Annotated in this window: 22 protein-coding genes and 1 tRNA gene; 12 read left to right on the forward strand and 11 right to left on the reverse strand. The window is 48.0% G+C overall.

What is annotated here, in order from left to right; all coding sequences use genetic code 11:
• Positions 1-123: 123 nt before the first annotated feature.
• The 4 genes from H9Q13_RS09940 to H9Q13_RS09955 form a co-directional block, all read right to left on the reverse strand.
• Positions 124-978: a CPBP family intramembrane glutamic endopeptidase gene (locus tag H9Q13_RS09940; RefSeq protein ID WP_191183639.1), complete on the reverse strand. Its 855-nt coding sequence runs from the start codon at positions 976-978 to the stop codon at positions 124-126.
• A gap of 85 nt (positions 979-1,063) precedes the next feature.
• Positions 1,064-1,861 carry an AraC family transcriptional regulator gene (locus H9Q13_RS09945; RefSeq protein ID WP_191183640.1) on the reverse strand — a complete coding sequence of 266 codons (798 nt, stop codon included), beginning with the start codon at positions 1,859-1,861 and terminating at the stop codon, positions 1,064-1,066.
• Between the two features lie 47 nt (positions 1,862-1,908).
• Positions 1,909-2,595 (reverse strand): hypothetical protein, encoded by a 687-nt coding sequence (locus H9Q13_RS09950; RefSeq protein ID WP_191183641.1) that lies wholly within the window; start codon positions 2,593-2,595, stop codon positions 1,909-1,911.
• Positions 2,596-2,764: 169 nt separating this feature from the next.
• Positions 2,765-3,145, reverse strand: a complete 381-nt coding sequence (locus H9Q13_RS09955) for a RidA family protein (protein ID WP_191183642.1) — start codon at positions 3,143-3,145, stop codon at positions 2,765-2,767.
• 49 nt (positions 3,146-3,194) lie between these two features.
• Between H9Q13_RS09955 and H9Q13_RS09960 the strand changes: the two genes are divergently transcribed.
• Positions 3,195-3,878: a 3-hydroxyacyl-CoA dehydrogenase family protein gene (locus H9Q13_RS09960; protein WP_191183643.1), complete on the forward strand. Its 684-nt coding sequence runs from the start codon at positions 3,195-3,197 to the stop codon at positions 3,876-3,878.
• A gap of 473 nt (positions 3,879-4,351) precedes the next feature.
• Here the strand turns inward: H9Q13_RS09960 and glmS are convergent, their stop codons facing one another.
• The 3 genes from glmS to H9Q13_RS09975 form a co-directional block, all read right to left on the reverse strand.
• Positions 4,352-6,187: a glutamine--fructose-6-phosphate transaminase (isomerizing) gene (gene glmS, locus H9Q13_RS09965; protein WP_191183644.1), complete on the reverse strand. Its 1,836-nt coding sequence runs from the start codon at positions 6,185-6,187 to the stop codon at positions 4,352-4,354.
• Positions 6,188-6,258: 71 nt separating this feature from the next.
• Positions 6,259-7,638, reverse strand: coding sequence for a DUF4270 domain-containing protein (locus H9Q13_RS09970; RefSeq protein WP_191183645.1), 1,380 nt, complete (start codon positions 7,636-7,638; stop codon positions 6,259-6,261).
• A complete protein-coding gene (locus H9Q13_RS09975; protein WP_191183646.1) occupies positions 7,622-8,437 on the reverse strand; it encodes a glycogen/starch synthase in 816 nt (271 codons plus the stop codon). The genes H9Q13_RS09970 and H9Q13_RS09975 overlap by 17 nt, the downstream gene beginning before the upstream one ends.
• 137 nt (positions 8,438-8,574) lie before the next feature.
• Here H9Q13_RS09975 and panC point away from each other — a divergent pair, with 137 nt between their 5' ends.
• From panC to H9Q13_RS10010, 7 genes are all read left to right on the forward strand, one after another.
• Positions 8,575-9,429 carry a pantoate--beta-alanine ligase gene (gene panC / locus H9Q13_RS09980; RefSeq protein ID WP_191183647.1) on the forward strand — a complete coding sequence of 285 codons (855 nt, stop codon included), beginning with the start codon at positions 8,575-8,577 and terminating at the stop codon, positions 9,427-9,429.
• Between the two features lie 97 nt (positions 9,430-9,526).
• Positions 9,527-9,874 carry an aspartate 1-decarboxylase gene (panD, locus tag H9Q13_RS09985; RefSeq protein ID WP_007655433.1) on the forward strand — a complete coding sequence of 116 codons (348 nt, stop codon included), beginning with the start codon at positions 9,527-9,529 and terminating at the stop codon, positions 9,872-9,874.
• Positions 9,875-9,883: 9 nt separating this feature from the next.
• On the forward strand, positions 9,884-10,927 hold the full coding sequence (locus H9Q13_RS09990; protein ID WP_191183648.1) for a lysylphosphatidylglycerol synthase transmembrane domain-containing protein: 1,044 nt from the start codon (positions 9,884-9,886) through the stop codon (positions 10,925-10,927).
• On the forward strand, positions 10,911-11,399 hold the full coding sequence (rfaE2, locus tag H9Q13_RS09995; protein WP_191183649.1) for a D-glycero-beta-D-manno-heptose 1-phosphate adenylyltransferase: 489 nt from the start codon (positions 10,911-10,913) through the stop codon (positions 11,397-11,399). Before H9Q13_RS09990 ends, rfaE2 begins: the two co-directional genes overlap by 17 nt.
• A 15-nt stretch (positions 11,400-11,414) precedes the next feature.
• Positions 11,415-12,095 carry a zinc metallopeptidase gene (locus H9Q13_RS10000; RefSeq protein WP_191183650.1) on the forward strand — a complete coding sequence of 227 codons (681 nt, stop codon included), beginning with the start codon at positions 11,415-11,417 and terminating at the stop codon, positions 12,093-12,095.
• A gap of 196 nt (positions 12,096-12,291) precedes the next feature.
• Entirely contained in the window at positions 12,292-13,431 is a 1,140-nt protein-coding gene (locus tag H9Q13_RS10005; RefSeq protein WP_191183651.1) for an acyl-CoA dehydrogenase, read from the forward strand.
• A 159-nt stretch (positions 13,432-13,590) separates the two neighbouring features.
• Entirely contained in the window at positions 13,591-14,514 is a 924-nt protein-coding gene (locus H9Q13_RS10010; RefSeq protein ID WP_191183652.1) for an AraC family transcriptional regulator, read from the forward strand.
• Here H9Q13_RS10010 and H9Q13_RS10015 read toward each other — a convergent pair.
• Genes H9Q13_RS10015 through H9Q13_RS10025 form a run of 3 tightly spaced genes read right to left on the reverse strand, consistent with a single transcriptional unit; the run spans position 14,497 to position 16,206 of the window.
• Entirely contained in the window at positions 14,497-15,264 is a 768-nt protein-coding gene (locus H9Q13_RS10015; RefSeq protein WP_191183653.1) for a geranylgeranylglyceryl/heptaprenylglyceryl phosphate synthase, read from the reverse strand. The two genes, H9Q13_RS10010 and H9Q13_RS10015, sit on opposite strands and share 18 nt — an antisense overlap.
• Positions 15,254-15,829, reverse strand: a complete 576-nt coding sequence (locus tag H9Q13_RS10020) for a hypothetical protein (RefSeq protein ID WP_191183654.1) — start codon at positions 15,827-15,829, stop codon at positions 15,254-15,256. Before H9Q13_RS10020 ends, H9Q13_RS10015 begins: the two co-directional genes overlap by 11 nt.
• Positions 15,826-16,206, reverse strand: coding sequence for a phage holin family protein (locus tag H9Q13_RS10025; protein WP_191183655.1), 381 nt, complete (start codon positions 16,204-16,206; stop codon positions 15,826-15,828). The genes H9Q13_RS10020 and H9Q13_RS10025 overlap by 4 nt, the downstream gene beginning before the upstream one ends.
• Positions 16,207-16,358: 152 nt before the next feature.
• Here H9Q13_RS10025 and H9Q13_RS10030 point away from each other — a divergent pair, with 152 nt between their 5' ends.
• Positions 16,359-17,456 (forward strand): J domain-containing protein, encoded by a 1,098-nt coding sequence (locus H9Q13_RS10030; RefSeq protein ID WP_191183656.1) that lies wholly within the window; start codon positions 16,359-16,361, stop codon positions 17,454-17,456.
• Positions 17,457-17,790: 334 nt separating this feature from the next.
• Here the strand turns inward: H9Q13_RS10030 and H9Q13_RS10035 are convergent.
• Positions 17,791-17,866 (reverse strand) — tRNA-Phe (locus tag H9Q13_RS10035).
• Positions 17,867-18,034: 168 nt separating this feature from the next.
• On the opposite strand from H9Q13_RS10035, the gene H9Q13_RS10040 reads away from it, so the two are divergent.
• The 3 genes from H9Q13_RS10040 to H9Q13_RS10050 all read left to right on the forward strand — a co-directional run bounded on the left by H9Q13_RS10040 (position 18,035) and on the right by H9Q13_RS10050 (position 20,997).
• Positions 18,035-19,408, forward strand: coding sequence for a 4Fe-4S dicluster domain-containing protein (locus H9Q13_RS10040; RefSeq protein ID WP_191183657.1), 1,374 nt, complete (start codon positions 18,035-18,037; stop codon positions 19,406-19,408).
• A gap of 133 nt (positions 19,409-19,541) precedes the next feature.
• The gene (locus tag H9Q13_RS10045) at positions 19,542-20,360 is read left to right on the forward strand and encodes a (Fe-S)-binding protein (RefSeq protein WP_224744199.1); all 819 of its coding nucleotides are present in this window, start codon (positions 19,542-19,544) and stop codon (positions 20,358-20,360) included.
• Positions 20,361-20,514: 154 nt separating this feature from the next.
• Positions 20,515-20,997, forward strand: coding sequence for a hypothetical protein (locus H9Q13_RS10050; protein WP_191183658.1), 483 nt, complete (start codon positions 20,515-20,517; stop codon positions 20,995-20,997).
• Positions 20,998-21,010 lie beyond the last annotated feature (13 nt).

Consider the following 21,010-nt stretch of genomic DNA (forward strand, 5'->3'; position numbering starts at 1 on the left):
GTTAGGTATTGCCGAAAGAGGAGAGGTTTTATACAAAAGGTCATGGAAGCAGTTGAATTTTACAAGCCAGTCGATTCTGGTCCATTTATCCCCGCTTTTGGCAATACCTTGTTATCTACTGCATTATTTTCTCCAATAAGGTTTTATCAGGTTTTTTCGGCTTATCAAGAATAGTATAATCGTAGCCAGCAGGCAGAAAACAATAGCCTGAATACTTCCTTCAGGGCCAAACTCGCCACCAGTGATAAATTGATTTCCTGACAACTCGGTCGTTAGCAAACTGTTCGTTTTTTCATTACCCGAAGTAACGGCTCCAAATACACCTGATTGCATAAAATTCCATGCAAAATGAATAGCGATCGGGAACCATAAGTTTCTTGTATAAATATAGGCAACCCCAAATAAGAAGCCTGCCACAACCACAGACAATCCTGAAATGAGCGTACTATTGGGATTTGCAAGGTGAACCAATCCAAAAATCACTGCAGAAATAGTTAGGGCGATGTAACTGCCTAATTTTTCTTCTGTAATCCTTAGAATAATGCCTCGCATCAAAATTTCCTCAAATATGGCAACCGTAAATGCAACCGTGAACGGTATAATCATATAGGAAAACGGATTGACTGCAAGAATTTGGAAGTCTCCAAATAATGAAACTACAAGAATTGTGAAGCACTGTAGCACAGCACCTATTACCACTCCTAAAAACACGCTTTTTGCTAGATGCCTGATACTTAATTCGGTTATAGACCTCTTCTCAATTTTTTTATAAAATAAGATGTAGGTATAAACAACTACTGTAGAAGCGATAATGCCCTTGATCAGGTTTCTAAAGTTTCTGTCTATCGCGGTTGTGTCGAGAATGGTTGAGGTTAATTTTTGAGAAATCACAAACACGATAAAGCATACTATGATAACAAGGAGAATCTTGGTTATAGGAGCGGTTAAAACGCGTTGTCTTAAGGGAGTTGTTGCCATTTTTATTTCTATTGATTGTTTGCTTTATTAGTTGCAATAATAGAGGTCAAAATGGTCTGTAAATAGAATGATATTTGCCTTTAGCTTATAATTTTTTAAAATTTTTAGGCAAAAACCCAGTTTGCTGTTTAAATGTTCGGATAAAATGGCTTTGGTCTGAAAAACCACATGCCAAACCTATGTCTGTTAAAGAATTTGATGACTGTTGAATTAAACTAATAGATCGATCTACTTTTAGCCTTCGCATGTATTCGCCATAAGTACAGCCAAAATACTTTGGGAAGTGCTTCGATATGGAGATGGGATTAATATGCAGCGTTTGAGATAAATCGCTTAGGCTAGTATTCTCGAACCAACAATCATTCAACAATTCATACAGAAGCTTTACCCAACCTGGACACTTGGAGAAATGCTCTGAATAATTTTTATTCTCAGCATAACTAGAAAGCAACATGCTGATGGAGTCATCAGAAAACGAGTCCCTAATCAGGGATTCGTTAAAGATCTTTAGAATCATCAGCTTTGTTTTGGTGGTATTCGCAGTGGCATTTTTTAAGGTCTCTTCTGTAACCTCAAAATTCTTCAAAAATGCCTGATCGAATTCGATGTTTATGTTTTTTGACGGGAATAGGGTATTTTGATTTAAATGCAATTCATCACTATGGTAAAATAAAATCGAACCTGAAGAAACAGAATGAATTTCGTTCTTCCTCTTTTCAATTGTACCTCCTTTTAAGAATAGAGTAATGTGGGCATTTTGGTGTGAATGCCAATTTTCAGATACCTTCTGATTATATTCAGTCTCTATAATAGAAACACCTTGGTTGTTGGTAAGTTTGTTTTTGGTATTTCCGAGATAACTTTCTTTCTCTAATTGATGCATTCGTAGTTTTTAAGAAGAATCCCATAACGGTTCTGCTAAAAAGTTCTTTAGTATTTTTTAGTTGGTGTTAGGATAAGTTGTTTTCCTTCTCTTACTATTCCGCTAAACTGACCTTTAGCGTAAAGTACATTAAAATCTTGCCTGCCTTCGTAGTATATCTCACCAAGGATTGTGTCGCCCACTTCGTATTTCTTTTTATTTAGGGAAATACTTTGCTTTTGCGGCTCCATTTCACGGACATAATTTTCAATTATAGCATAGGGTTGTGGAGTTATCATCTCCTCATGAAAGATCTCGCTATGGTCCTTAACTAAATAATTAGAAATGCTAAAGTTACTGCTGACAACCTTCACCCGTACGCCAGCTTCTGTAAATGCACTTCTCTCAAAGAACTTTAAGTAAAGTGTGTCCTTTGATAACAGAGCTTCGAATTCTGTTGGAGCAGAAACACCTGTTAATCTCGTGTTATCTTTTGCTGGTGAATACTCCATATAAACTATATCTACTTTTGAAGCAGGTACTTTCATTTCGTCTATAACTGAGCCGTCACTGACTTCAGATAAGAAACTTTTAACTATACCTCGCTCATAATTATCCATCACCTTAATGGCTGACACCCTGTTGTGGTCGCTACTTACTTTAGCTGGCTCTTTATCACTGGCTTCATCATTTACTTCATGCTTGCAGCCATTAGACAACATAGCCAAGAATAGTATAAGCACAATGTTTTTCATTTCTATTAATCTTAACTTGTTCGAAAGCGTGAACATACGGTTTATTGTCATTTTTGACCGATAACCGTATCCGGATTACCGAATATACTATTTATTGATTAAAATTATACCTTCAGCTCTGTTATCAAAACAGAACTGAAGGTATAGCATTTACTACAGTAAAATTTTCTTACAACGCCGCAATACAAGAAATCTCTACATTCACGTCTTTCGGCAAGCGGCTTACTTCCACGGTTTCGCGGGCAGGCGGGTTAGAAGAAAAGTAGCTACCATATACCTCGTTGATGGCGCCGAAATTGTTCAGGTCTTTCACAAAGATGGTACACTTGAGCACATTGTCGAAGCCCATGCCCGCTTCCTGCAGAATAGCGAACAGATTTTTCATTACTCGGTGAGTTTCCTCCTCGATGGTGCCACTCACTAGTTCACCGCTTTGCGGATCCAGCGGAATTTGTCCCGATACATACATGATGCCGTTGTGAAGCGTTGCTTGGCTGTAAGGCCCAATAGCGGCTGGCGCATTGGCCGACTTGATAATGGTATGGTTCATCGTCTGATTAGTTTTAATGTGTATATTTACCCATCAAAAGTACAGAAATATGCACATACTTGTTTTGTCTGGCGATGAAATGGCCGCCGAGTTTCAGCAGAAATTTCCGGAAGGAGCCAACGGCAATAGCTATACCTTCCTGCACAGGCGCCATCTCACCGATGCGCAGCTAGGGCCTGATGATATCGTATTCGACTTTCTGCTGCACGAAGAGCCGGAGCGCCTGAGCGATTATGACCCCAGCCAAATCGTATTCTGCCAAGCCGTAACCAAGCAACTGGCTGCGTTGGTGCGGGAATCGGGTTTGGACAATACCTGTACCCTGTTCGGCTTTAATGGTCTGCCGACACTCTTCAACCGCCCGGTGCTGGAAGCGAGCCTTTACAAGCAAAGCGACGCCGAAAAACTGCGCCAGGTATGTGAGCAGCTAGGCACGGAATACCAGGTGGTGGATGACCGTGCAGGTATGGCCACGCCGCGCATTCTGTGCATGATCATCAACGAGGCCTGCTATACCTTGCAGGAGGGCACTGCCTCTATCCAAGACATAGATTTAGGTATGAAGCTCGGCACCAACTACCCGCATGGGCCGTTCGAGTGGGCCAACGCCATAGGTATAGCCAATGTATACAAAGTGCTCGAGGCCATGTACCAAGACACCAAGGAAGAGCGCTACAAGATTTGCCCATTGCTCAAGACCAAGTATCTGAGAGGCGAGAAGTTTGAGCTGTAGAGTTAGTCTGAATCAGGATTTGTAGGATAAAAAGGATGGGCAGGATTTTCGTGCACGATTAACCCACCCCTGCCCCTCCCAAGAGGGGAACTGCCTGTAGCTCATTTTCTAGCGGTATAAGCTGTATAGTTTCTGCTAAAAAGCAAATAGACTTTAAGTACAACAAAAGTAAAAATTGTGGCAGCTTTGCTATCGAATCTATCCCAGTTTCTCTGTTGAGCCGCCGGGGGTAGGGGCCCTCTATTTGTATTGTTGCGGTGCCCGAAGGGCAGTCCACAGCGGAGCGAAGGGCAGCTTCAATACACAGCGGCGATGCAGAGAAACGAGGCCTTGCGGCCTTGAGCATCCCAAAGCGAGAAACGAAGCATTAGGTATAAGGGCATTGGATTACGGTTGCTACCAAGAGGAGCAATTATCTTAAAATAGAAGGGGAAGCCATTTGGCTTCCCCTTCTATTTTATACCTATAACTGATTACTCCACCGTTACAGACTTCGCCAGATTACGAGGCTGGTCTACGTTACAGCCGCGCATTACCGCAATGTGGTACGACAACAGCTGCAGCGGCACAACAGACAGCAACGGCACTAGGTGCTCGCTCGTCTCCGGAATCTCGATGACGTGATCCGCCATAGCAGGGATGGTCGTGTCGCCTTCGGTTACCACAGCGATGATTTTACCCTTACGGGCTTTCACCTCCTGTATATTCGACACGATCTTCTCATACGAACTGTCCTTGGTGGCAATCACCACCACTGGCATGTGCTCGTCGATCAGGGCGATCGGGCCGTGCTTCATCTCTGCGGCAGGGTATCCTTCGGCATGGATGTAGGAGATTTCTTTCAGCTTCAGAGCACCTTCCAGCGCAACCGGGAAATTGTAGCCACGGCCAAGGTATAGGAAGTTCGTCGCGTCTTTATACTGCTCCGAAATGCGTACGATTTGGTCGTTCAGTTTAAGCGCCTCTTCTACTTTACCTGGAATTGTCTCCAGTTCTACCATCAGCTCGTGAAGCTTAGTGGTTTCTAGAGTACCGCGTTTGCTGCCAATGATCATGGCGATAAGCGACAGCACCGTTACCTGCGCCGTAAAGGCTTTGGTAGATGCTACACCAATCTCAGGACCAGCGTGGGTATAGGCACCCGCATCCGTGGCACGGGCAATGGAAGAGCCCACCACGTTGCAGATACCGAAAATGGTCGCGCCTTTCGACTTAGCCAGCTCCAAGGCAGCCAAGGTATCGGCCGTCTCGCCAGACTGTGAAATCGCGATCACAATGTCACGCTCGCTGATGATCGGATTACGGTAGCGGAACTCAGACGCATATTCTACTTCTACAGGTATGCGGGCCAGGTCTTCGATCAGGTACTCAGCCACAAGGCCAGCGTGCCAGGAAGTGCCACATGCCACAATAAGAATGCGGTCTGCATTCACGAATTTATTTTCAAACTCACGGATGCCGCCCATCATCAGGTGGTTGCTTTCCGCGATCATGCGTCCGCGCATGCTGTCCAGGATAGAGCGAGGCTGCTCAAAAATCTCCTTCAGCATAAAGTGCGGGTAGCCACCCTTCTCAATCGACTCCAAAGCCATCTCGAGGCGCTGTACGTATGGTGTTTGCACCACGTCTTCTTTGGTTCGGATCTCCAGCTTGCCGTCTTTGATCACTACCAGCTCGTAGTCGTTCACATACACCACGTCATTGGTGTACTCAATGATCGGGGTGGCATCAGAAGCCAGGAAATACTCCCCTTCACCTATACCTACTACCAGCGGGCTGCCTTTGCGGGCAGCGATCAGTTGGTTCTGGTCATCTTTGGAAAGCACCACAATCGCATAGGCACCTACCACCTCGTGCAGGGCTAGGCGAACAGCCTCTGCCAGGGAGCACTTGCTGTTCAGTTGGATGTCTTCGATCAGGTTGATGAACACCTCCGAGTCTGTTTCTGACTGGAAAGTGTGTCCTTTTTCAAGTAAAAGTGTTTTAAGGGCTGCGTAGTTTTCGATGATTCCGTTATGGATGATCGCGATGTTGCGTGAGCTGGAGTAATGCGGGTGTGCATTTGCGTCGTTTGGCTCCCCGTGAGTAGCCCAACGCGTATGGCCCATGCCTATATGGCCTTGTACGTTCTGATCAGCAATAAATGCCTCTAGGTCGCTTACTTTGCCTTTTCTTTTGTAAACGTTTAGGCCACCGTTCATCAGTGCTATGCCTGCGCTGTCATAGCCTCTGTACTCAAGTCGTTTCAAGCCTTTTAGGATGATCGGGCTAGCATCTCTATGCCCAACGTATGCTACTATTCCGCACATAAGTTTAAGATTTCATTAAAAAAATAAAGGTACCCGTAAAGGTACCTTTTTCTTGAGAATGTATAAAGTTTCTACTTAAGTTTTGAATAGTATATAAGTAGCTTCACTGGGTTGGATGCGTTGTTGGTAAGGATGGTGCGGTAAGGGCTCAACTCGGGACGTAGGCTGCGCGTGCCGTCCTGCTGTGCTGTGACTACGGCTGCTCCCACCAAAAAGCCATTGTTCGTTTTCTGCCCTAGCGTGATTGCCTGCACGTAAGAAGTCACATTCATGCTGTAATAGCTTTTGCCGTCCTTCGTCCGAAGTGTCATGGCAGCAGGATAAACGGTCGCACTCGGGTTTATGCCATCCTGCTGTACTGTCCGTAAAGTGCCTGTATTGTCGCGCAGCAAACGGTTTTCGCTATTGGTCTCATAAAGCACCAGCTGAGGAGGAGTAGTCAGGTTATTGCTCGTTGAGGCGCTTTTTACAGGGAAAATTAACTCTGCCCTGTTGATGATTATATTACCCTGCGATGCCTGAAGAGCCGCCAGGTTTGGAATTGTAACCTTGGTAAGCAGCTGGGTGCCTGCCTGTACATAAGAGTCGCCTCCTGTTGCAGATGATGGTATCAGGCTGCCTTTAGTTTGAAGCCCTGCTAGCGCTGTGCCCGAACGGTCGGCTGTTATCTGGCTGAAATAGCCGCCTGAGCCTAGCACAAAGGCATGCTGTTTCTTCGTGCCGTCCGCAGCAGTGTAATGCAAGACAAGGCTCGAATTGCTAGACGCCAGGTTGAATCCTATCAGGCTGCCATTCTCACCCTGAGGCGTCATCAAAGCGATACCTCTGAAAAAGTTGAGGAAGTTCGTCTGGTCCGCAAAAGTGGTTTGCCCGGATTGTGCCAGGAACTGATTGGCCAGCTCACTGCTCAGCTTTATGCTCAGCAGTTTTGTCTTCTTGGATTTGGTGCCATTCGTTTCCACTACCTCCACCCGAGGCTGAAATGCCTTCGAGCCAATAGGATTGGTATCGAAAGAAAATGGCGTATTGGTAAAATAAGACGTGCGCTCGTCAAAAGCAGAGGTGAGGCGGTGCACGTTTAGTTGCATCGCCTTGAGTGTGTCGGCGTACTTAAAGCTATAGTCCAGTGTCAGGACCAGTGAGTCGGCTTTGCTATTGCTGCCAAACGTTACATTGGTACCGCCCAGCCCGACTTCTGAGAAGAAGCTGGCGCGCGTGGTACCCAATACCGGGTCAATATACTGACCAGCCAAGGCCACCGGCATGCGGTACGACAGGATCGAGTCGCCCTGTAGCACAGTTCCGGTTTGGATGGTAAAGGTATCAGTAAATTCAGTGCCTATCAGGTTCTCGTCCTGCAGATCCAACCCGATTTCTGTGGGGTCTTCGCAGGCTGTAAGAGCGGCAAATGAAAAGAAGAAAAGGAGTAGTCTTCTAACGGCTGAGTTCATTATATAGGTTGTAGTATGAATCACACAGATTGTCGTCGGCACTGATTGTATTGATGCACTTGTTGGTTTCCACAAACTCATTGAACAGCGCATTGATGTTTTCGCCGAAGTTCTCGTTTGTCTTGATAACAGAGTCCGCATACTCCATGCCTACCTTAATAAAGCTATCCAGGTCGGTTTCCTGCAAAGAGGCCAGCATGCTGTCGTCAATGTCAAGCATTTTCACCTTTTCGAGCAGGTCGCCATTGAACTTGTGCTTGTACTCGTGGTTGTAAACCGTAAAGATAGACTTCGCATCCTTAAAGATCGGGTCTTTCTTGTAGGTTGTTTTCAAATACATCGGAATCAGGCCCGTCATCCAGTCATTGCAATGCACGATGTCTGGCTGCCAGCCCAATTTCTTCACCGTCTCAAGCACGCCTTTGCAGAAAAAGATGGCACGCTCGTCGTTATCCTGGTGAAAGTTGTTGTTTTTGTCAACGAAAACGGATTTTCTTTGAAAATAATCTTCGTTATCGATAAAATATACCTGTAATTTGGCATTCGGAATGGAGGCCACCTTAATAACCAGTGGTTTCTCATCGTCGCCAACGGCAATGTTGATGCCCGACAGGCGGACTACCTCATGCAAACGGTTTTTGCGCTCGTTTATTATGCCAAACTTCGGAACAAAGATACGGATCTCCATACCTCGCTCTTGCATCCCCTGTGGCAACGTGTTCAGAAATTCTGCTACTTTAGTGGTCTGTAAGAAGGGAAGGATCTCGGTGGCGGCGTATAAGATTCGCAATTTTGACATGAGTATGTAATTAAAAAATTATTAAGCAAGAGTAATGGGACGTGCAAAATTAGCATTTTTTATTCTAATTTTCAATTTAATCTTCTATAACCTACTTTTGCCGGCTTTTAGCAATTGCATCATTTATACCTATTAATATGGAAGTTATAGAGCAGGCTTCATCCATGCGGGCCATCGTGTCGGCGCTTCGCTGCGGTGGCAAGCGTGTCGGCTTTGTGCCCACCATGGGCGCCCTGCACGAGGGGCACCTGCAGCTGCTGCGTGCCTCGGCCCGCGAAAATGACGTGACGATCTGTAGTGTTTTCGTGAATCCGACTCAATTCAACAACTCATCTGACTATAATCTATACCCGCGCACCTTGGAGCAGGATATCAGCCTGTTGCAAACCGTAGGCTGCGACTACCTTTTTGCGCCAAATGCCGAAGACATATACCCACAACAGTCGCTGCTGCAGTTTAGTTTCGGGGAGCTGGAGGCCGTTATGGAGGGTGCCCACCGCCCCGGGCATTTCAATGGGGTAGCTACTATTGTCAGCAAGCTGTTCCATATCGTGCAGCCGCACAAAGCCTATTTCGGGCAGAAGGACCTGCAGCAGGTAGCCATCGTGCGGCAATTGGTGCAGGCGCTCAGCTTTAACCTGGAGCTGGTGTGCCACCCCACGGTGCGCGAGGCCGATGGCTTGGCCATGTCGTCGCGCAACAAGCGCCTGACCACGCCGCAACGGCAATTGGCCACACAGCTCTACAAAGCACTGCAACTGGCAAAGCGCGACCTTCAGCAAAAGCCTGTAGCGGTTATAAAAAGCGAGGTGGCGCACTTCCTGCACCACACCGACGAGTTGGAGCTGGAGTACTTCGAGATAGTAGACCCTATAACCTTGCAGCCCTTGCGCGATGTGGCCGGCTACAAGGAGGTGGCGCTTTGCGTGGCGGCGTTTGTGGGCGAGGTGCGGCTTATCGACAACATGCTCGTGAATCTAATAGAGGCTTAAGTTGTTTGCTCTTGTAAAGGCTAAGCAAGATGCAGAAGGCATGGTAGTATATCTGCAGCTTATTGCATAACTTTGCGGCTTATTACAAAGATTATACATGTATATTGAGGTTTTAAAATCCAAGATTCACCGTTGCCGGGTAACGCAGGCAGAGTTGCACTACGTGGGAAGCATCACCATTGATGAAGACCTGATGGATGCCGCCAACGTGGTGGAGAATGAGAAAGTACAGATCGTCAACATAAACAACGGGGAGCGATTCGAGACTTACGTGATTAAGGGCGAGCGTGGAACCGGCACGGTGTGCCTGAACGGCCCTGCAGCCCGTAAAGTACAAGTTGGCGACATCGTGATCGTGATTTCTTACTGCTCTATTAAGTTCGAAGACGCCAAGAATCACCAGCCAACGCTGGTCTTCCCTGATCAGCACAACCGCCTGGTGTAACGCCACTGCATGAGAAAGCTGCTCTCTTTTCTGAAGTATAGCCTGCTTTTGGGCTTGTCCGCATTGTTGATGTGGTATGCGCTGAAGGAGCTGGACTTTGAGAAATTATGGGCAGAGCTGCACAGCATCCGCTATGGCTGGCTGTTGCTGTCGCTGCTAATGGGCGTGGCGGCTTATTTAAGCCGTGCCTACCGCTGGCACATGCAGATACGACCTACCGGCTATACCCCTTCCTTTAAAAATACTTATAACGCCATGATGGTAGGCTACCTGGCCAACCTGGTGTTGCCGCGCATGGGCGAAGTGGTGCGCTGTAGTATGTTGCGCCGTACCGATGGCATACCCGTTAATAAGGCTTTCGGCACTGTCATAGCTGAGCGCATTATCGACCTCGTGATGCTGCTTATTTTCCTGGGTATTACTTTTTTGCTGGAAGTCAACCGACTCCGCGACTTTCTGGTTAGTTTATTCACAGATAAATACGCAAGCTTGGAGCAAAGCTTTGGATCGCTATACCTATTGGGCATCCTGGTGATGGCGGTAGGGCTTGTCTTTTTGGTGCTGGGCTTTGTGTACCTGAATAGGTTGCGGCAGAATGCTTTTTTCAAAAAAGCGGTGGCCTTTGTGCGCGGTATGGTGCAGGGTATTTTCAGTATTGCCAGAATCAAAAACCAAGGGGCTTTCTGGGGGCATACTTTGTTCGTGTGGGCAATGTACTATGGCATGAGCCTGATTGTATTTTATGCTATACCTGCTACGGCTGGCTTGTCGCCTGTGGCGGGGCTCTCCGTGTTAGTGATTGGCAGCCTGGGCATGGCTGCGCCGGTACAAGGTGGGGTAGGTGTATACCATCTACTGGTGCAAACTGTGCTGCTGCTTTACGGTATACCCAAAGAGGCAGGCATGGCCTATGCGTTGGTGGCCCATACTTCGCAAACTCTTTTGGTTGTTGTGATGGGAGTGCTTAGTTTTATAGCAAGTATGCTGCAGCGCAATAGCCTAGTGGGCGATCCTGCACAAGCCAATCCCCAAATACATGGAGTCGAAAGATAAAATATTCACCCTTTCCAACCTGCAGGACCAACTGCAGGCCTGGCGTGCCCAGGGCCAAAAGATAGTGTTCACCAATGGCTGCTTCGATATATTGCACCTGGGCCACGTCGACTACCTCGAAAAATCAAGACAACTTGGCGATAGATTGGTGCTCGGGCTTAACACAGACGCATCCATCAGCCGTATAAAAGGCCCAAGCCGTCCGCTTCAGGACGAAATGTCACGTGCGCGTGTTATGGCATCCCTTTTGTTTGTGGATGCCGTAGTATTGTTCGATGACGATACGCCGCTGGAACTTATCAAAGCTGTGCAGCCAGATATATTGGTGAAAGGCGATGATTATGCCATCGAAAATATCGTGGGGCAGGATGTCGTTACAGAAAGGGGAGGAGAGGTGAAAACCGTCCCGCTTGTGAAAGGCTACTCAACCACCAACATCGTAAAGAAGATAGAGAATCAACAAAATTCATAAAGACAAAGAAAAGCTATGGCTGGAATATATTTAATAGGTATCCTCTTCCTGGGCATCAGTATGTGGGTAAGCTGGAGACTGAAGAGCAAGTTTAAGAAGTACTCTGAAATTCCGTTGCAATCGGGCTACACAGGCCGCGAGATTGCCGAGATGATGCTGGCCGACAACGGCATACACGACGTGAAAGTGATATCGGTAGCGGGCCGCCTGACAGACCACTACAACCCGGCCGACAAGACTGTGAACCTAAGTGAATATGTGTACGAGGCGCGCAGCGCCGCTGCTGCTGCCGTGGCGGCACACGAATGCGGTCACGCCGTACAGCACGCCAGAGCGTATAGCTTCCTGAAGTTCCGCTCGGCAATGGTGCCGGCATTGAGCATCGCGTCGCGCTACATGCAGTGGATCATCCTGATCGGTATAGTGATGCTGCAGACCACGCCTATTCCACTGACGATCGGTGTGGCGCTGTTTGGCCTGACAACCATCTTCAGCTTTGTAACATTGCCCGTAGAGTTCGACGCCAGCAAGCGTGCCTTGGCCTGGATCAGTTCAAACAATGTGGTGACAAAGCAGGAACTGGCCATGTCGAAAGACGCGCTTAAGTGGGCAGCTCTTACGTATGTGGTCGCTGCGCTGGGTTCTCTAGCCACACTGCTCTATTATGTATCATTGCTAATGGGCCGTCGTGACTAATACAGGAGCTTATACCTTAGTCATTAAACATAGCGCCATCTGTTCGTTAAGAGCAGGTGGCGTTCTTTTTTTCAGATAATAAGCATGGCGGAAAGTCTGCCTAACAAATATTAGTTAGGTGAGTTATTCCAATGCAACCGAATTTTATATTTTTGCACTATAATTCATTAATCACGTCCTTTTATTATATATAAGCATGAATTTTCAACTTACAGAAGAACATTTAGCCGTACAGGCCGCCGCCCGCGAATTTGCGCAGACCGAGTTGCTGCCAGGCGTAATTGAGCGCGACGAGCATCAGAAATTCCCGGCTGAGCAGATTAAGAAGATGGGAGAGCTAGGCTTCCTGGGTATGATGGTTGACCCGAAGTACAATGGCGGCGGTATGGATACTATCTCTTATGTGCTGGCCATGGAAGAGATCTCCAAAGTAGACGCTTCCGCTTCTGTAGTCATGTCGGTGAACAACTCGCTGGTGTGCTGGGGCCTTGAGAAATACGGCAACGAAGAGCAAAAGCAGAAATACCTGACACGCCTGGCGACAGGTGAGATTATTGGCGCTTTCTGCCTTTCTGAGCCGGAGGCTGGTTCTGATGCCACATCGCAGCGCACCACCGCCGAAGACAAAGGTGACTACTACCTGTTGAACGGTACAAAAAACTGGATCACAAACGGCAGCACTGCCTCCGTATACCTGGTAATTGCGCAGACAGACCCTGAGAAAAAGCACCGTGGTATTAATGCTTTCATTGTAGAGCGCGGCATGGAAGGTTTCCAGGTTGGTCTGAAAGAGAACAAGCTGGGAATTAGAGGCTCAGACACACACTCTTTGATGTTCACTGACGTAAAAGTACCTAAGGAGAACCGCATCGGAGAGGATGGTTTTGGCTTCAAGTTCGCGATGTCAACCCTGGCCGGTGGCCGTATAGGTATAGCCGCGCAGGCTTTGGGTATCGCTTCAGGTGCTTACGAGTTGGCTGTGAAGTACTCCAAGGAGCGTAAGGCATTTGGTGTGGAGATTGCCAAGCACCAAGCCATCCAGTTCAAGTTGGCCGATATGGCGACAAATATCGAGGCGGCACGTCTCCTTTGCCTGAAGGCGGCTTTCCACAAAGACACGCACCAGGACTACGGTATGTCAGGAGCTATGGCGAAACTTTTTGCCTCTAAAGTAGCCATGGAAACCACAGTTGAAGCGGTGCAGGTGCATGGCGGTTACGGTTTCGTAAAAGAGTACCATGTAGAGCGTTTAATGCGCGATGCCAAAATTACACAAATTTACGAGGGCACTTCCGAGATACAAAAAATAGTAATTTCAAGAGAATTGTTAAAGTAATTTGGCACTTAAATATCTGTTCCTGTGTTATTTAGGCTAAGGATATGGTTTTTCGAATTAAAATTAAATATTTAAAATATTTTGAATTTAAAGTAGATTAATCTTAGCTTTAGGCCAAAATACAAGGGTTTATAGTATAAAAGTTAGTTGGTAACACACATGGAAGATTACAATAAGATTATTGAATCGCTTGGGGTGCGGTTCATTAAAGCTAAAAATCTGGTGTTGCAGCAGCCATTTTCGGTACGCAACTACTACGATGTAGGCAACAACCTGATTCTGCTTCATAAGGGTACAATTTTCTTTGGTGAGGAAGAACAGATGGTAGAAGAGGGTGAACTGCTCTTTATACCTGGTGGACGTAGCACAAAAGTGACCTACGGCTCCGGTGATGGCAGAACCATCTCTAATGACGATCTGATCACTAACAGAGAGAAGTTCTTTAAGAGCAATAACGACCTCGACCTGATCGGCGACGCAGAAGAGAGCCACAGCTACGTTAGCTTCGAAGCTAAAGTGTTTGACTCGGTTAACTTCTTCGCTTCGCTTGACCTGCCGGCATTCCTGATCTCGGGCAACAACAAGTTGGCTAATCTGGTGATCAAAGTAGTGGAAGAAAGCATGCAGGAGTTGCCGGGCAAAGAGCGCCTGATCAATATCTACACCGAAAACATCGTGGTAGAGATCGTGCGTCACATCCTGCGTAACAAAATGTTCGTGGAGCAGCTGGCTACCAACAGCACTTATTTCAAAGATCCGCGCCTCATTGACCTGTTCAACTACATCAAGGAAAACTTGGGCGGCGATCTTTCTAACAAGGTGCTCTCCAATGTTGCCAACGTGTCTGAGGACTATGTAGGCCAGTATTTCAAAATGCTGACCGGCATCAACCCACAGGATTACATTGAGTACCAGCGTATGGAGCGTGCTGTGTTCCTGCTGCGTACGACGAAGAAGAGCATCCGGGAGATCGGTAAGGACGTGGGTTACAAAGACACCGCCTACTTCTGCCGTCGCTTTAAGATGATGTTTGGTATACCTGCCGGTAAGATGAGACGTCGCGAATCAGCGATGAACATCTAAGGCAACGTTATAAGAAGCAATTAAGTGAGAAACCTCGGCCAGAAAGCCGGGGTTTTTTTCTATGTGGTTCCCTACCACAATTACGTCGGCGCCGGCCTCTAAAGCCACTTGTGCTTTGGCTGCTGTATTTATACCTCCACCCACAATCATAGGAATGTCAACAGCTTCACGCACGGCTGCGATCATGTCAGGGCTGATAGGTTGCTGGGCACCGCTGCCACCATCCAGATAAATGTAACGCAGGCCCAGCAGTTCGCCGGCCATGGCGGTACAGGCTGCAATAGCCGGTTTGTTGTAAGGTATAGGAGTGGTGCCGCTCATATAAGAGGCAGTAGTCTGGCGGCCGGTATCGACGAGTATGTAACCGGTTGGGTATACCTGTAGTTGGCTAGCTTTGAGAATAGGTGCCGAGAGCACATGCTGGCCAATGAGGAATTCGGGGTTGCGACCCGAGATGAGCGAGAGCAGCAGGATGCCATCGGCCTGCTTGTCGATGTATAAGCTGCTGCTTGGGAAAAGAATAACCGGGATGCTGCTGTTTTCTTTGATAAGCCGGATAATGGAGGCTTGGTTATCGGTCATGATCAGGCTGCCTCCTACAAAGAAGAAGTCAACCTGGTGGGTTTCGCTGAGGGCGAGCAAATTCAGGCAGGAAGCCTCATCGAGGTTATCCGGATCTAGCAGTACCGCAAAGTGCTTCCTGCCTGGTTGGTGGTGTGGGTGTTGTTTGCGAAGGTTGTTAAACGGCATCCTCTTGTGGAACGGTATAAGCAATGGTCTCTACTTCAGTCACCTCGATGGGTGTAGCTGCAATATCGTTATTTTTAGAAACACTGCTTAAGTATTCTTCCACCTTTTTGGTCAGGTATACCATCAGAAGGGCTGTGAGCTGCTGGGTAAGGATTTTGGCCAGGTCTGAGTTGATAAAGCTTTTGGCCATACCTGTGCTCTGGTGCTGCTCAGGGCTGGCGTGGGGCATGCGCTCCGAAGACAAGGTATAGGCGTCTTCCTGCTCGTGTATGTAAGAATCGTAATCGACCAAGCCCTCGTTTGAAGTGCTATAAGTCAAAGGCTGAGTTGATGTCTCTTTCTTCTTAAGCTTTTTACTTTTTTTTTTACTGCCGCCACTGAACAGGCTTTTCAGCAAAAGGCCAGCTACCAGTACGCCGCCTGCAATAGCGACTTTCTTGCCAATCTGCTGGCCTTGCGTTTTGATCTGGTCCACATCGCCCATCAGCGCCTTTTTGTACTCTTCCTTCTGGCGCTCGAGTAACTCCCTTTCGTTGTCAAACAAGGGATTCATAGTCTCACTCATATCTGTTTTTCTCGTTTATCTGTCTTGTATATAGTATTGTCGAATGCTTTGTCGGCCATACTCTGAAAGGCTTTCTTGTCGAGGCCTACCACCAGCATCACCAGCACGGCCACGTAGAACAGCGCGATGATGCCAAAACCCCAGAAGGAGCTGTCGAGCAAATGGTTGAGCAGCAGCCCCAGGAAAATACTGACGAACAGCACACTCATCAGGGCAAAGAAGCCCAATAGCACCACATGCAACAAACCTACAAAAGAAGCTTTTAACTTTTCTTGTATCTCGAGGCGTATAATGTCTATGCGGGTATCAATGTACCCCATCAGGTTCTCGATTAGGTTGGTGCTTTTTTCTTTTGTGCCGTTGTCGTAGTTAGCCATATTGCCCAGCTTTTTTAGTGCTTTTTTTGTATACGGTAGTATATTAAAAAAATTACGCGATATATATTCAGTTAGAGTTGTAGTACGGAATTTGCGGTATATTGTCCGTGTTTACTTAACTTAAGTAAATTTTTTTTGTTACAGGAGCCTCATTGGAGCATAATCTATATAGCATTCTCGGCGTAAGCCACACGGCCACGGCACAGGAGATCAAACTAGCCTATAAGCGGCTGGCTTTGAAGTACCACCCTGACCGCAATCCGGGCAATGCCCGTGCCGAGGAGCTTTTCAAAATAGCCAATGCGGCCTACCAAACCCTGTCTGATCCCTCTAAGCGCGCGCGCTACGACCTGCGTCTGCAATACCTGCGGGAGCAAAGGCAGCGTATACAGCAACATCAGCCTTACCAAAATCCCCGGTACCGGCAAACCCGGGAACCGGCCTCCGTGTCGGAGCGCTACTACCAGAACATACCGCGCCGCGAGGAAAGACGCTTTGGCCGCAAGGACCTCTACATAACATTGGGCTTCTTTGCCTTTATGTTGGTTTTCAGCCTGCTGCTAAAGTCTACCATGGATTATATCACCGGTGAGGACAAGTATAAAACGGCCCTTACTTACATGGAGCACGGCAAGTACGGCAGTGCGCATAGTCTGCTGAACGATGCCATCTACTTCAGGCCCAAGCATGCCGACGCGTACCTAACCCGGGCAAGCATCGAGATGAATGTGTATGAGAACTACCGGGCTGCTGTGCAGGACCTGGACCAGGTTATTTCGCTGCAGGAGGTCCCGACAGCGGAGGCCTATCTGATGCGGGGTAAGTGCCATGCCAAACTAACCAACTACAAGCAGGCAGAGGGCGATTTTGAGCGGGCTCTTTCGCTGGACAGCACACTCTACGCCGCCCTGCTGGATAGGGGGGAGGTGCGCCTTTTTTACCTCAAAAAGTATGGACAGGCCATTGCTGATTTTACCAGCTTTCTGGAACATGCCCGAAAAGGGGAGGCCTGGGCCAATGCGAAAACATTCAGGGGGTTTGGGTATTACAAGACCGGCGATTACGCTGCCTCTGAAGCCGACTACCGGCAGGTGCTGCAAACTGACAACACCAATGGCCGGGTGTATTACCTGTTGGGCCGTACCGAACTGGAGCAGGCGCAACCTGATTCTGCCTGTGCGCATTTCAACGAAGCCTACCGCCTGGGTTACTCCGCTGCCATTCTGGAGCTGCGTGCCAACTGCCGTTAGGCGATAGTGCTGGCCGTCGCAAAATCAATGGCATATGGTATTTAAAACTTCTGCGTGCTGTCATTTCTTTTAGAACGAGATGTATTGATTGAAAACTGTGTAGGTGAGTGCCAGAAGCAGGTTGAAGTTAATGCCAGTTGCTATACCATCAGAAAATGTGATCCCGGCGGGATTTTCTCACAGCGACAGGGAATGCTGTAATAGCTAAAGTTCAGAAATGCAGGTCTAAAACATTTTAGGCAACCAGCGGCTTATAATGCAGTATAGAAGTGGCAGTAGAGGCGAGAAGGGAATAAAACAAAAAACCCTTACCGGTTAGGGTAAGGGTTTAAGCTGGTGGTGATGATTGGAATCGAACCAACGACACATGGATTTTCAGTCCATTGCTCTACCAACTGAGCTACATCACCAGCTCGATTGTTACCCCGTCTTCCGAAAGGGTATGCAAAAGTAGCAACCAAATTTGAAGACGCAAACTTTCGGGCAAAAATATTTTAAAAAAGTGCCCCTGTATACGTTTATTCTCACTATTCTACTATCTTTATCTACGAATTGGTATGTATAACGAATAATTCACCGTGATTCAACTCGAAAACATTATCTTCCTAATAGTAGCAGGCCTGGGTATAGGTCTGTTTGTGTGGCAGATTCGCAAGATCCGTAAGAACGTCCTGATGGGCCGTGATGTCGATCTGACCGATAACCCGTCGGAGCGAATTAACAAGACCCTGCTGGTGGCCTTTGGTCAGCAAAAGATGTTCAAGCGTATGCTGCCTGCCGTGCTGCACCTCTTCGTGTATGTCGGCTTTCTGGTAATCAACATTGAGGTTATCGAAATCCTGATCGATGGAGTGTTCGGCACGCATCGTGTGCTGGCTTTCCTAGGGCCATTGTACAGCGGTTTGATGTTCATCAATGAGGTGCTGGCCGCGTTGGTTATTGTGGCCTGTGTGATTTTCCTATGGAGAAGAAACGTGACCAAGTTGCCGCGCCTGGCCAGTGGCGTAGAGATGCGCGCCTGGCCGAAGCTGGACGCCAACTTCATCCTGATCACGGAGATTGTGCTCATGTTCGCGCTCTTTACCTTTAACATTGCCGGCCTCAAACTGGTGCAGCTGGAAGGCGGTGAAGTGGCAGGAAGCTATCCGATCAGCCAGATGTTTGTCAATATCTTCGGCGACAACCCTGCGAGTCTGCATATTATAGAACGTGCCGGCTGGTGGTTCCACATCATCGGCATACTGGCCTTTATGAACTACTTGCCTAGTTCTAAGCACTTCCACATCATCATGGCCTTCCCGAACGTGTACTACTCCAAGCTGTGGCCAAAGGGCAAGTTTACGACCAACCCGGCGATTACGCATGAGATCAAGGCCATGCTGGACCCAAGCTACCAGCCACCTGCTCCAGAAATGGACGCTGAGGGCAACCCGATCATACAGCGCTTCGGTGCCAAAGACGTGGAGGACCTGACCTGGAAGCAGCTAATGGATTCCTATACCTGTACCGAGTGCGGCCGCTGTACCTCTGTGTGTCCGGCTAACCTGACTGGCAAACTGCTATCGCCGCGCAAGATCGTGATGGATACCCGCGACCGTATGGAGGAAAAGGGTGAGCATCCGGCTATCTTTGCACCGAACCATTACAAAGAGTTGGGCGTGGAGCGCGTGGAAACCACCGACGAGAAAACCTTGCTGCGTGGCTACATTACACCAGAGGAGCTTTGGGCCTGTACCACTTGCAACGCCTGCGTGGAGTCCTGCCCAGTAAACATCGACCAGCTGTCCACAATCATGGACCTGCGCCGTTACCTGGTGCTCGAAGAGTCAGCAGCGCCGGCATCGGTAAACGCCATGTTCACCAACATCGAAAACAATGGCGCACCTTGGGCCTTCTCCCCTTCAGACCGCTTCAATTGGGCTGAAGACCTGTATGTGCCTAGTAAGAATTAATTTTTAGATACAAGACATTAGATGCTAGATATTAGATGTTAGAATTGAGATCTGCTACAGTTTCCGCTTTGAGGAAGCTCTATAGCAAGTCTAATATCTAACTTCTAAAATCTAACATCTGAAAAATAACCAGATGGAAGAAAATAAAAGATTAGTGAAAGTGCCAACCATGGCGGAGATGGCTGCGAACGGCGAGGAGCCGGAAGTGTTGTTCTGGGTTGGATGTGCCGGTTCGTTTGATGACCGCTATAAGCGGGTTACCCGTGCCTTTGTGCAGATTTTGGAGCATGTTGGGGTGAAATATGCCGTGCTGGGTACTGAAGAAAGCTGCACCGGCGAACCAGCCAAACGTGCGGGAAACGAGTTTCTGTTCCAGATGCAGGCGATCACCAACATCGAAGTGCTCAATGCCTACAATATAAAGAAGATCGTGACGGCCTGTCCGCACTGCTTCAATACACTGAAGAACGAATATCCGGACCTGGGTGGCAACTACGAGGTGATTCACCATTCTACTTTCCTGCAGCAGCTCATCAACGAGGGCAAAGTGAAGGTGCAGGGCGGCGAGGCCTTCAAGGGGCAGCGCATTACTTTCCACGATTCGTGCTACCTAGGTCGTGCCAACGACATTTACGAAGCGCCGCGCGACGTACTGGCCGCCCTCGATGCCGACCTGGTGGAAATGAAGCGTAGCCGCGCCAATGGTCTTTGCTGTGGTGCCGGTGGTGCCCAGATGTTTAAGGAGCCGGAGCCAGGCAATAAAGACATCAACATCGAGCGTACGGAAGAGGCTTTGGCAACACTTGGCACGGGCAACGGCGTGATTGCGACAGCCTGTCCGTTTTGTATGGTGATGATGAGCGACGGTGTGAAGAACAAGGAGCAGGAAGAAAGCGTAAAAGTTTTTGACATTGCCGAACTGATCGCGCAAGCAGAGGGGCTTAGTAAGTAAATGGTTACATTGTTAAATGATTAAATTGTTGTAGTTATACTGAGTGATGGCTGGTATACCTGCTCTTGTTGCGCTTTAAGCTTAGATCAAGGTATAGCTTACCAGCCATTTAACCATTCAGCAATTTAACTATTAAACCAGCCAACAATCAAATATGTACATTCCTTTTGACCGATTGCCGCCACATGCCAGGCTCTGGATCTACCAGGCCAACAGGGCTTTGACGGAAACGGAACAGGCCGAAATAAAGCCATTGCTGGAACGTTTTGCGACAGAGTGGAGTAGTCATGGTACTGGCCTGCAAGCCTCGGCCAGGTTGCTGCACAATCAGTTTCTGGTGCTGGCCAACAACGAGAGCGCTACTGCCGCTAGCGGATGCTCCATTGACAAGTCGGTCAGCTTTGTGCAGGAACTGGAACAGCGCTTCGGCGTATCTTTCTTTGATCGTACCCGCTTGGCCTTTTTGCAGGGCGAAGAAGTGAAGTTGGTCGGTATGAATGAGATAAAAGAGAAGGTAGCGTCCGGCGAAATAGATGAGAATACGTTATACTTTGATACATTGGTGACCAATTATGGAGAGTTGCAGCAAGCATGGCCACGTCCGGCCGGATGCAGCTGGCTTTCCAGGTATTTCTAAAATCCGGCAACAC

It is taken from the genome of Pontibacter aquaedesilientis, assembly GCF_014773225.1.
GTDB lineage: Bacteria > Bacteroidota > Bacteroidia > Cytophagales > Hymenobacteraceae > Pontibacter > Pontibacter aquaedesilientis.

Bases quoted from the DNA above. Each gene is read 5' to 3' on its own strand.
- H9Q13_RS09975 (WP_191183646.1), bottom strand. From the start codon at position 8,437: ATGTCAAAATTGCGAATCTTATACGCCGCCACCGAGATCCTTCCCTTC.
- H9Q13_RS10025 (WP_191183655.1), bottom strand. From the start codon at position 16,206: ATGGCTAACTACGACAACGGCACAAAAGAAAAAAGCACCAACCTAATC.
- H9Q13_RS09955 (WP_191183642.1), bottom strand. From the start codon at position 3,145: ATGAACCATACCATTATCAAGTCGGCCAATGCGCCAGCCGCTATTGGG.
- H9Q13_RS09945 (WP_191183640.1), bottom strand. From the start codon at position 1,861: ATGCATCAATTAGAGAAAGAAAGTTATCTCGGAAATACCAAAAACAAA.
- H9Q13_RS10020 (WP_191183654.1), bottom strand. From the start codon at position 15,829: ATGAGTGAGACTATGAATCCCTTGTTTGACAACGAAAGGGAGTTACTC.
- H9Q13_RS09940 (WP_191183639.1), bottom strand. From the start codon at position 978: ATGGCAACAACTCCCTTAAGACAACGCGTTTTAACCGCTCCTATAACC.
- H9Q13_RS10010 (WP_191183652.1), top strand. From the start codon at position 13,591: ATGGAAGATTACAATAAGATTATTGAATCGCTTGGGGTGCGGTTCATT.
- panC (WP_191183647.1), top strand. From the start codon at position 8,575: ATGGAAGTTATAGAGCAGGCTTCATCCATGCGGGCCATCGTGTCGGCG.
- H9Q13_RS10050 (WP_191183658.1), top strand. From the start codon at position 20,515: ATGTACATTCCTTTTGACCGATTGCCGCCACATGCCAGGCTCTGGATC.
- glmS (WP_191183644.1), bottom strand. From the start codon at position 6,187: ATGTGCGGAATAGTAGCATACGTTGGGCATAGAGATGCTAGCCCGATC.
- H9Q13_RS10000 (WP_191183650.1), top strand. From the start codon at position 11,415: ATGGCTGGAATATATTTAATAGGTATCCTCTTCCTGGGCATCAGTATG.
- H9Q13_RS09950 (WP_191183641.1), bottom strand. From the start codon at position 2,595: ATGAAAAACATTGTGCTTATACTATTCTTGGCTATGTTGTCTAATGGC.
- H9Q13_RS09990 (WP_191183648.1), top strand. From the start codon at position 9,884: ATGAGAAAGCTGCTCTCTTTTCTGAAGTATAGCCTGCTTTTGGGCTTG.
- rfaE2 (WP_191183649.1), top strand. From the start codon at position 10,911: ATGGAGTCGAAAGATAAAATATTCACCCTTTCCAACCTGCAGGACCAA.
- H9Q13_RS09960 (WP_191183643.1), top strand. From the start codon at position 3,195: ATGCACATACTTGTTTTGTCTGGCGATGAAATGGCCGCCGAGTTTCAG.
- H9Q13_RS10015 (WP_191183653.1), bottom strand. From the start codon at position 15,264: ATGCCGTTTAACAACCTTCGCAAACAACACCCACACCACCAACCAGGC.
- H9Q13_RS10005 (WP_191183651.1), top strand. From the start codon at position 12,292: ATGAATTTTCAACTTACAGAAGAACATTTAGCCGTACAGGCCGCCGCC.
- H9Q13_RS09970 (WP_191183645.1), bottom strand. From the start codon at position 7,638: ATGAACTCAGCCGTTAGAAGACTACTCCTTTTCTTCTTTTCATTTGCC.
- panD (WP_007655433.1), top strand. From the start codon at position 9,527: ATGTATATTGAGGTTTTAAAATCCAAGATTCACCGTTGCCGGGTAACG.
- H9Q13_RS10045 (WP_224744199.1), top strand. From the start codon at position 19,542: ATGGAAGAAAATAAAAGATTAGTGAAAGTGCCAACCATGGCGGAGATG.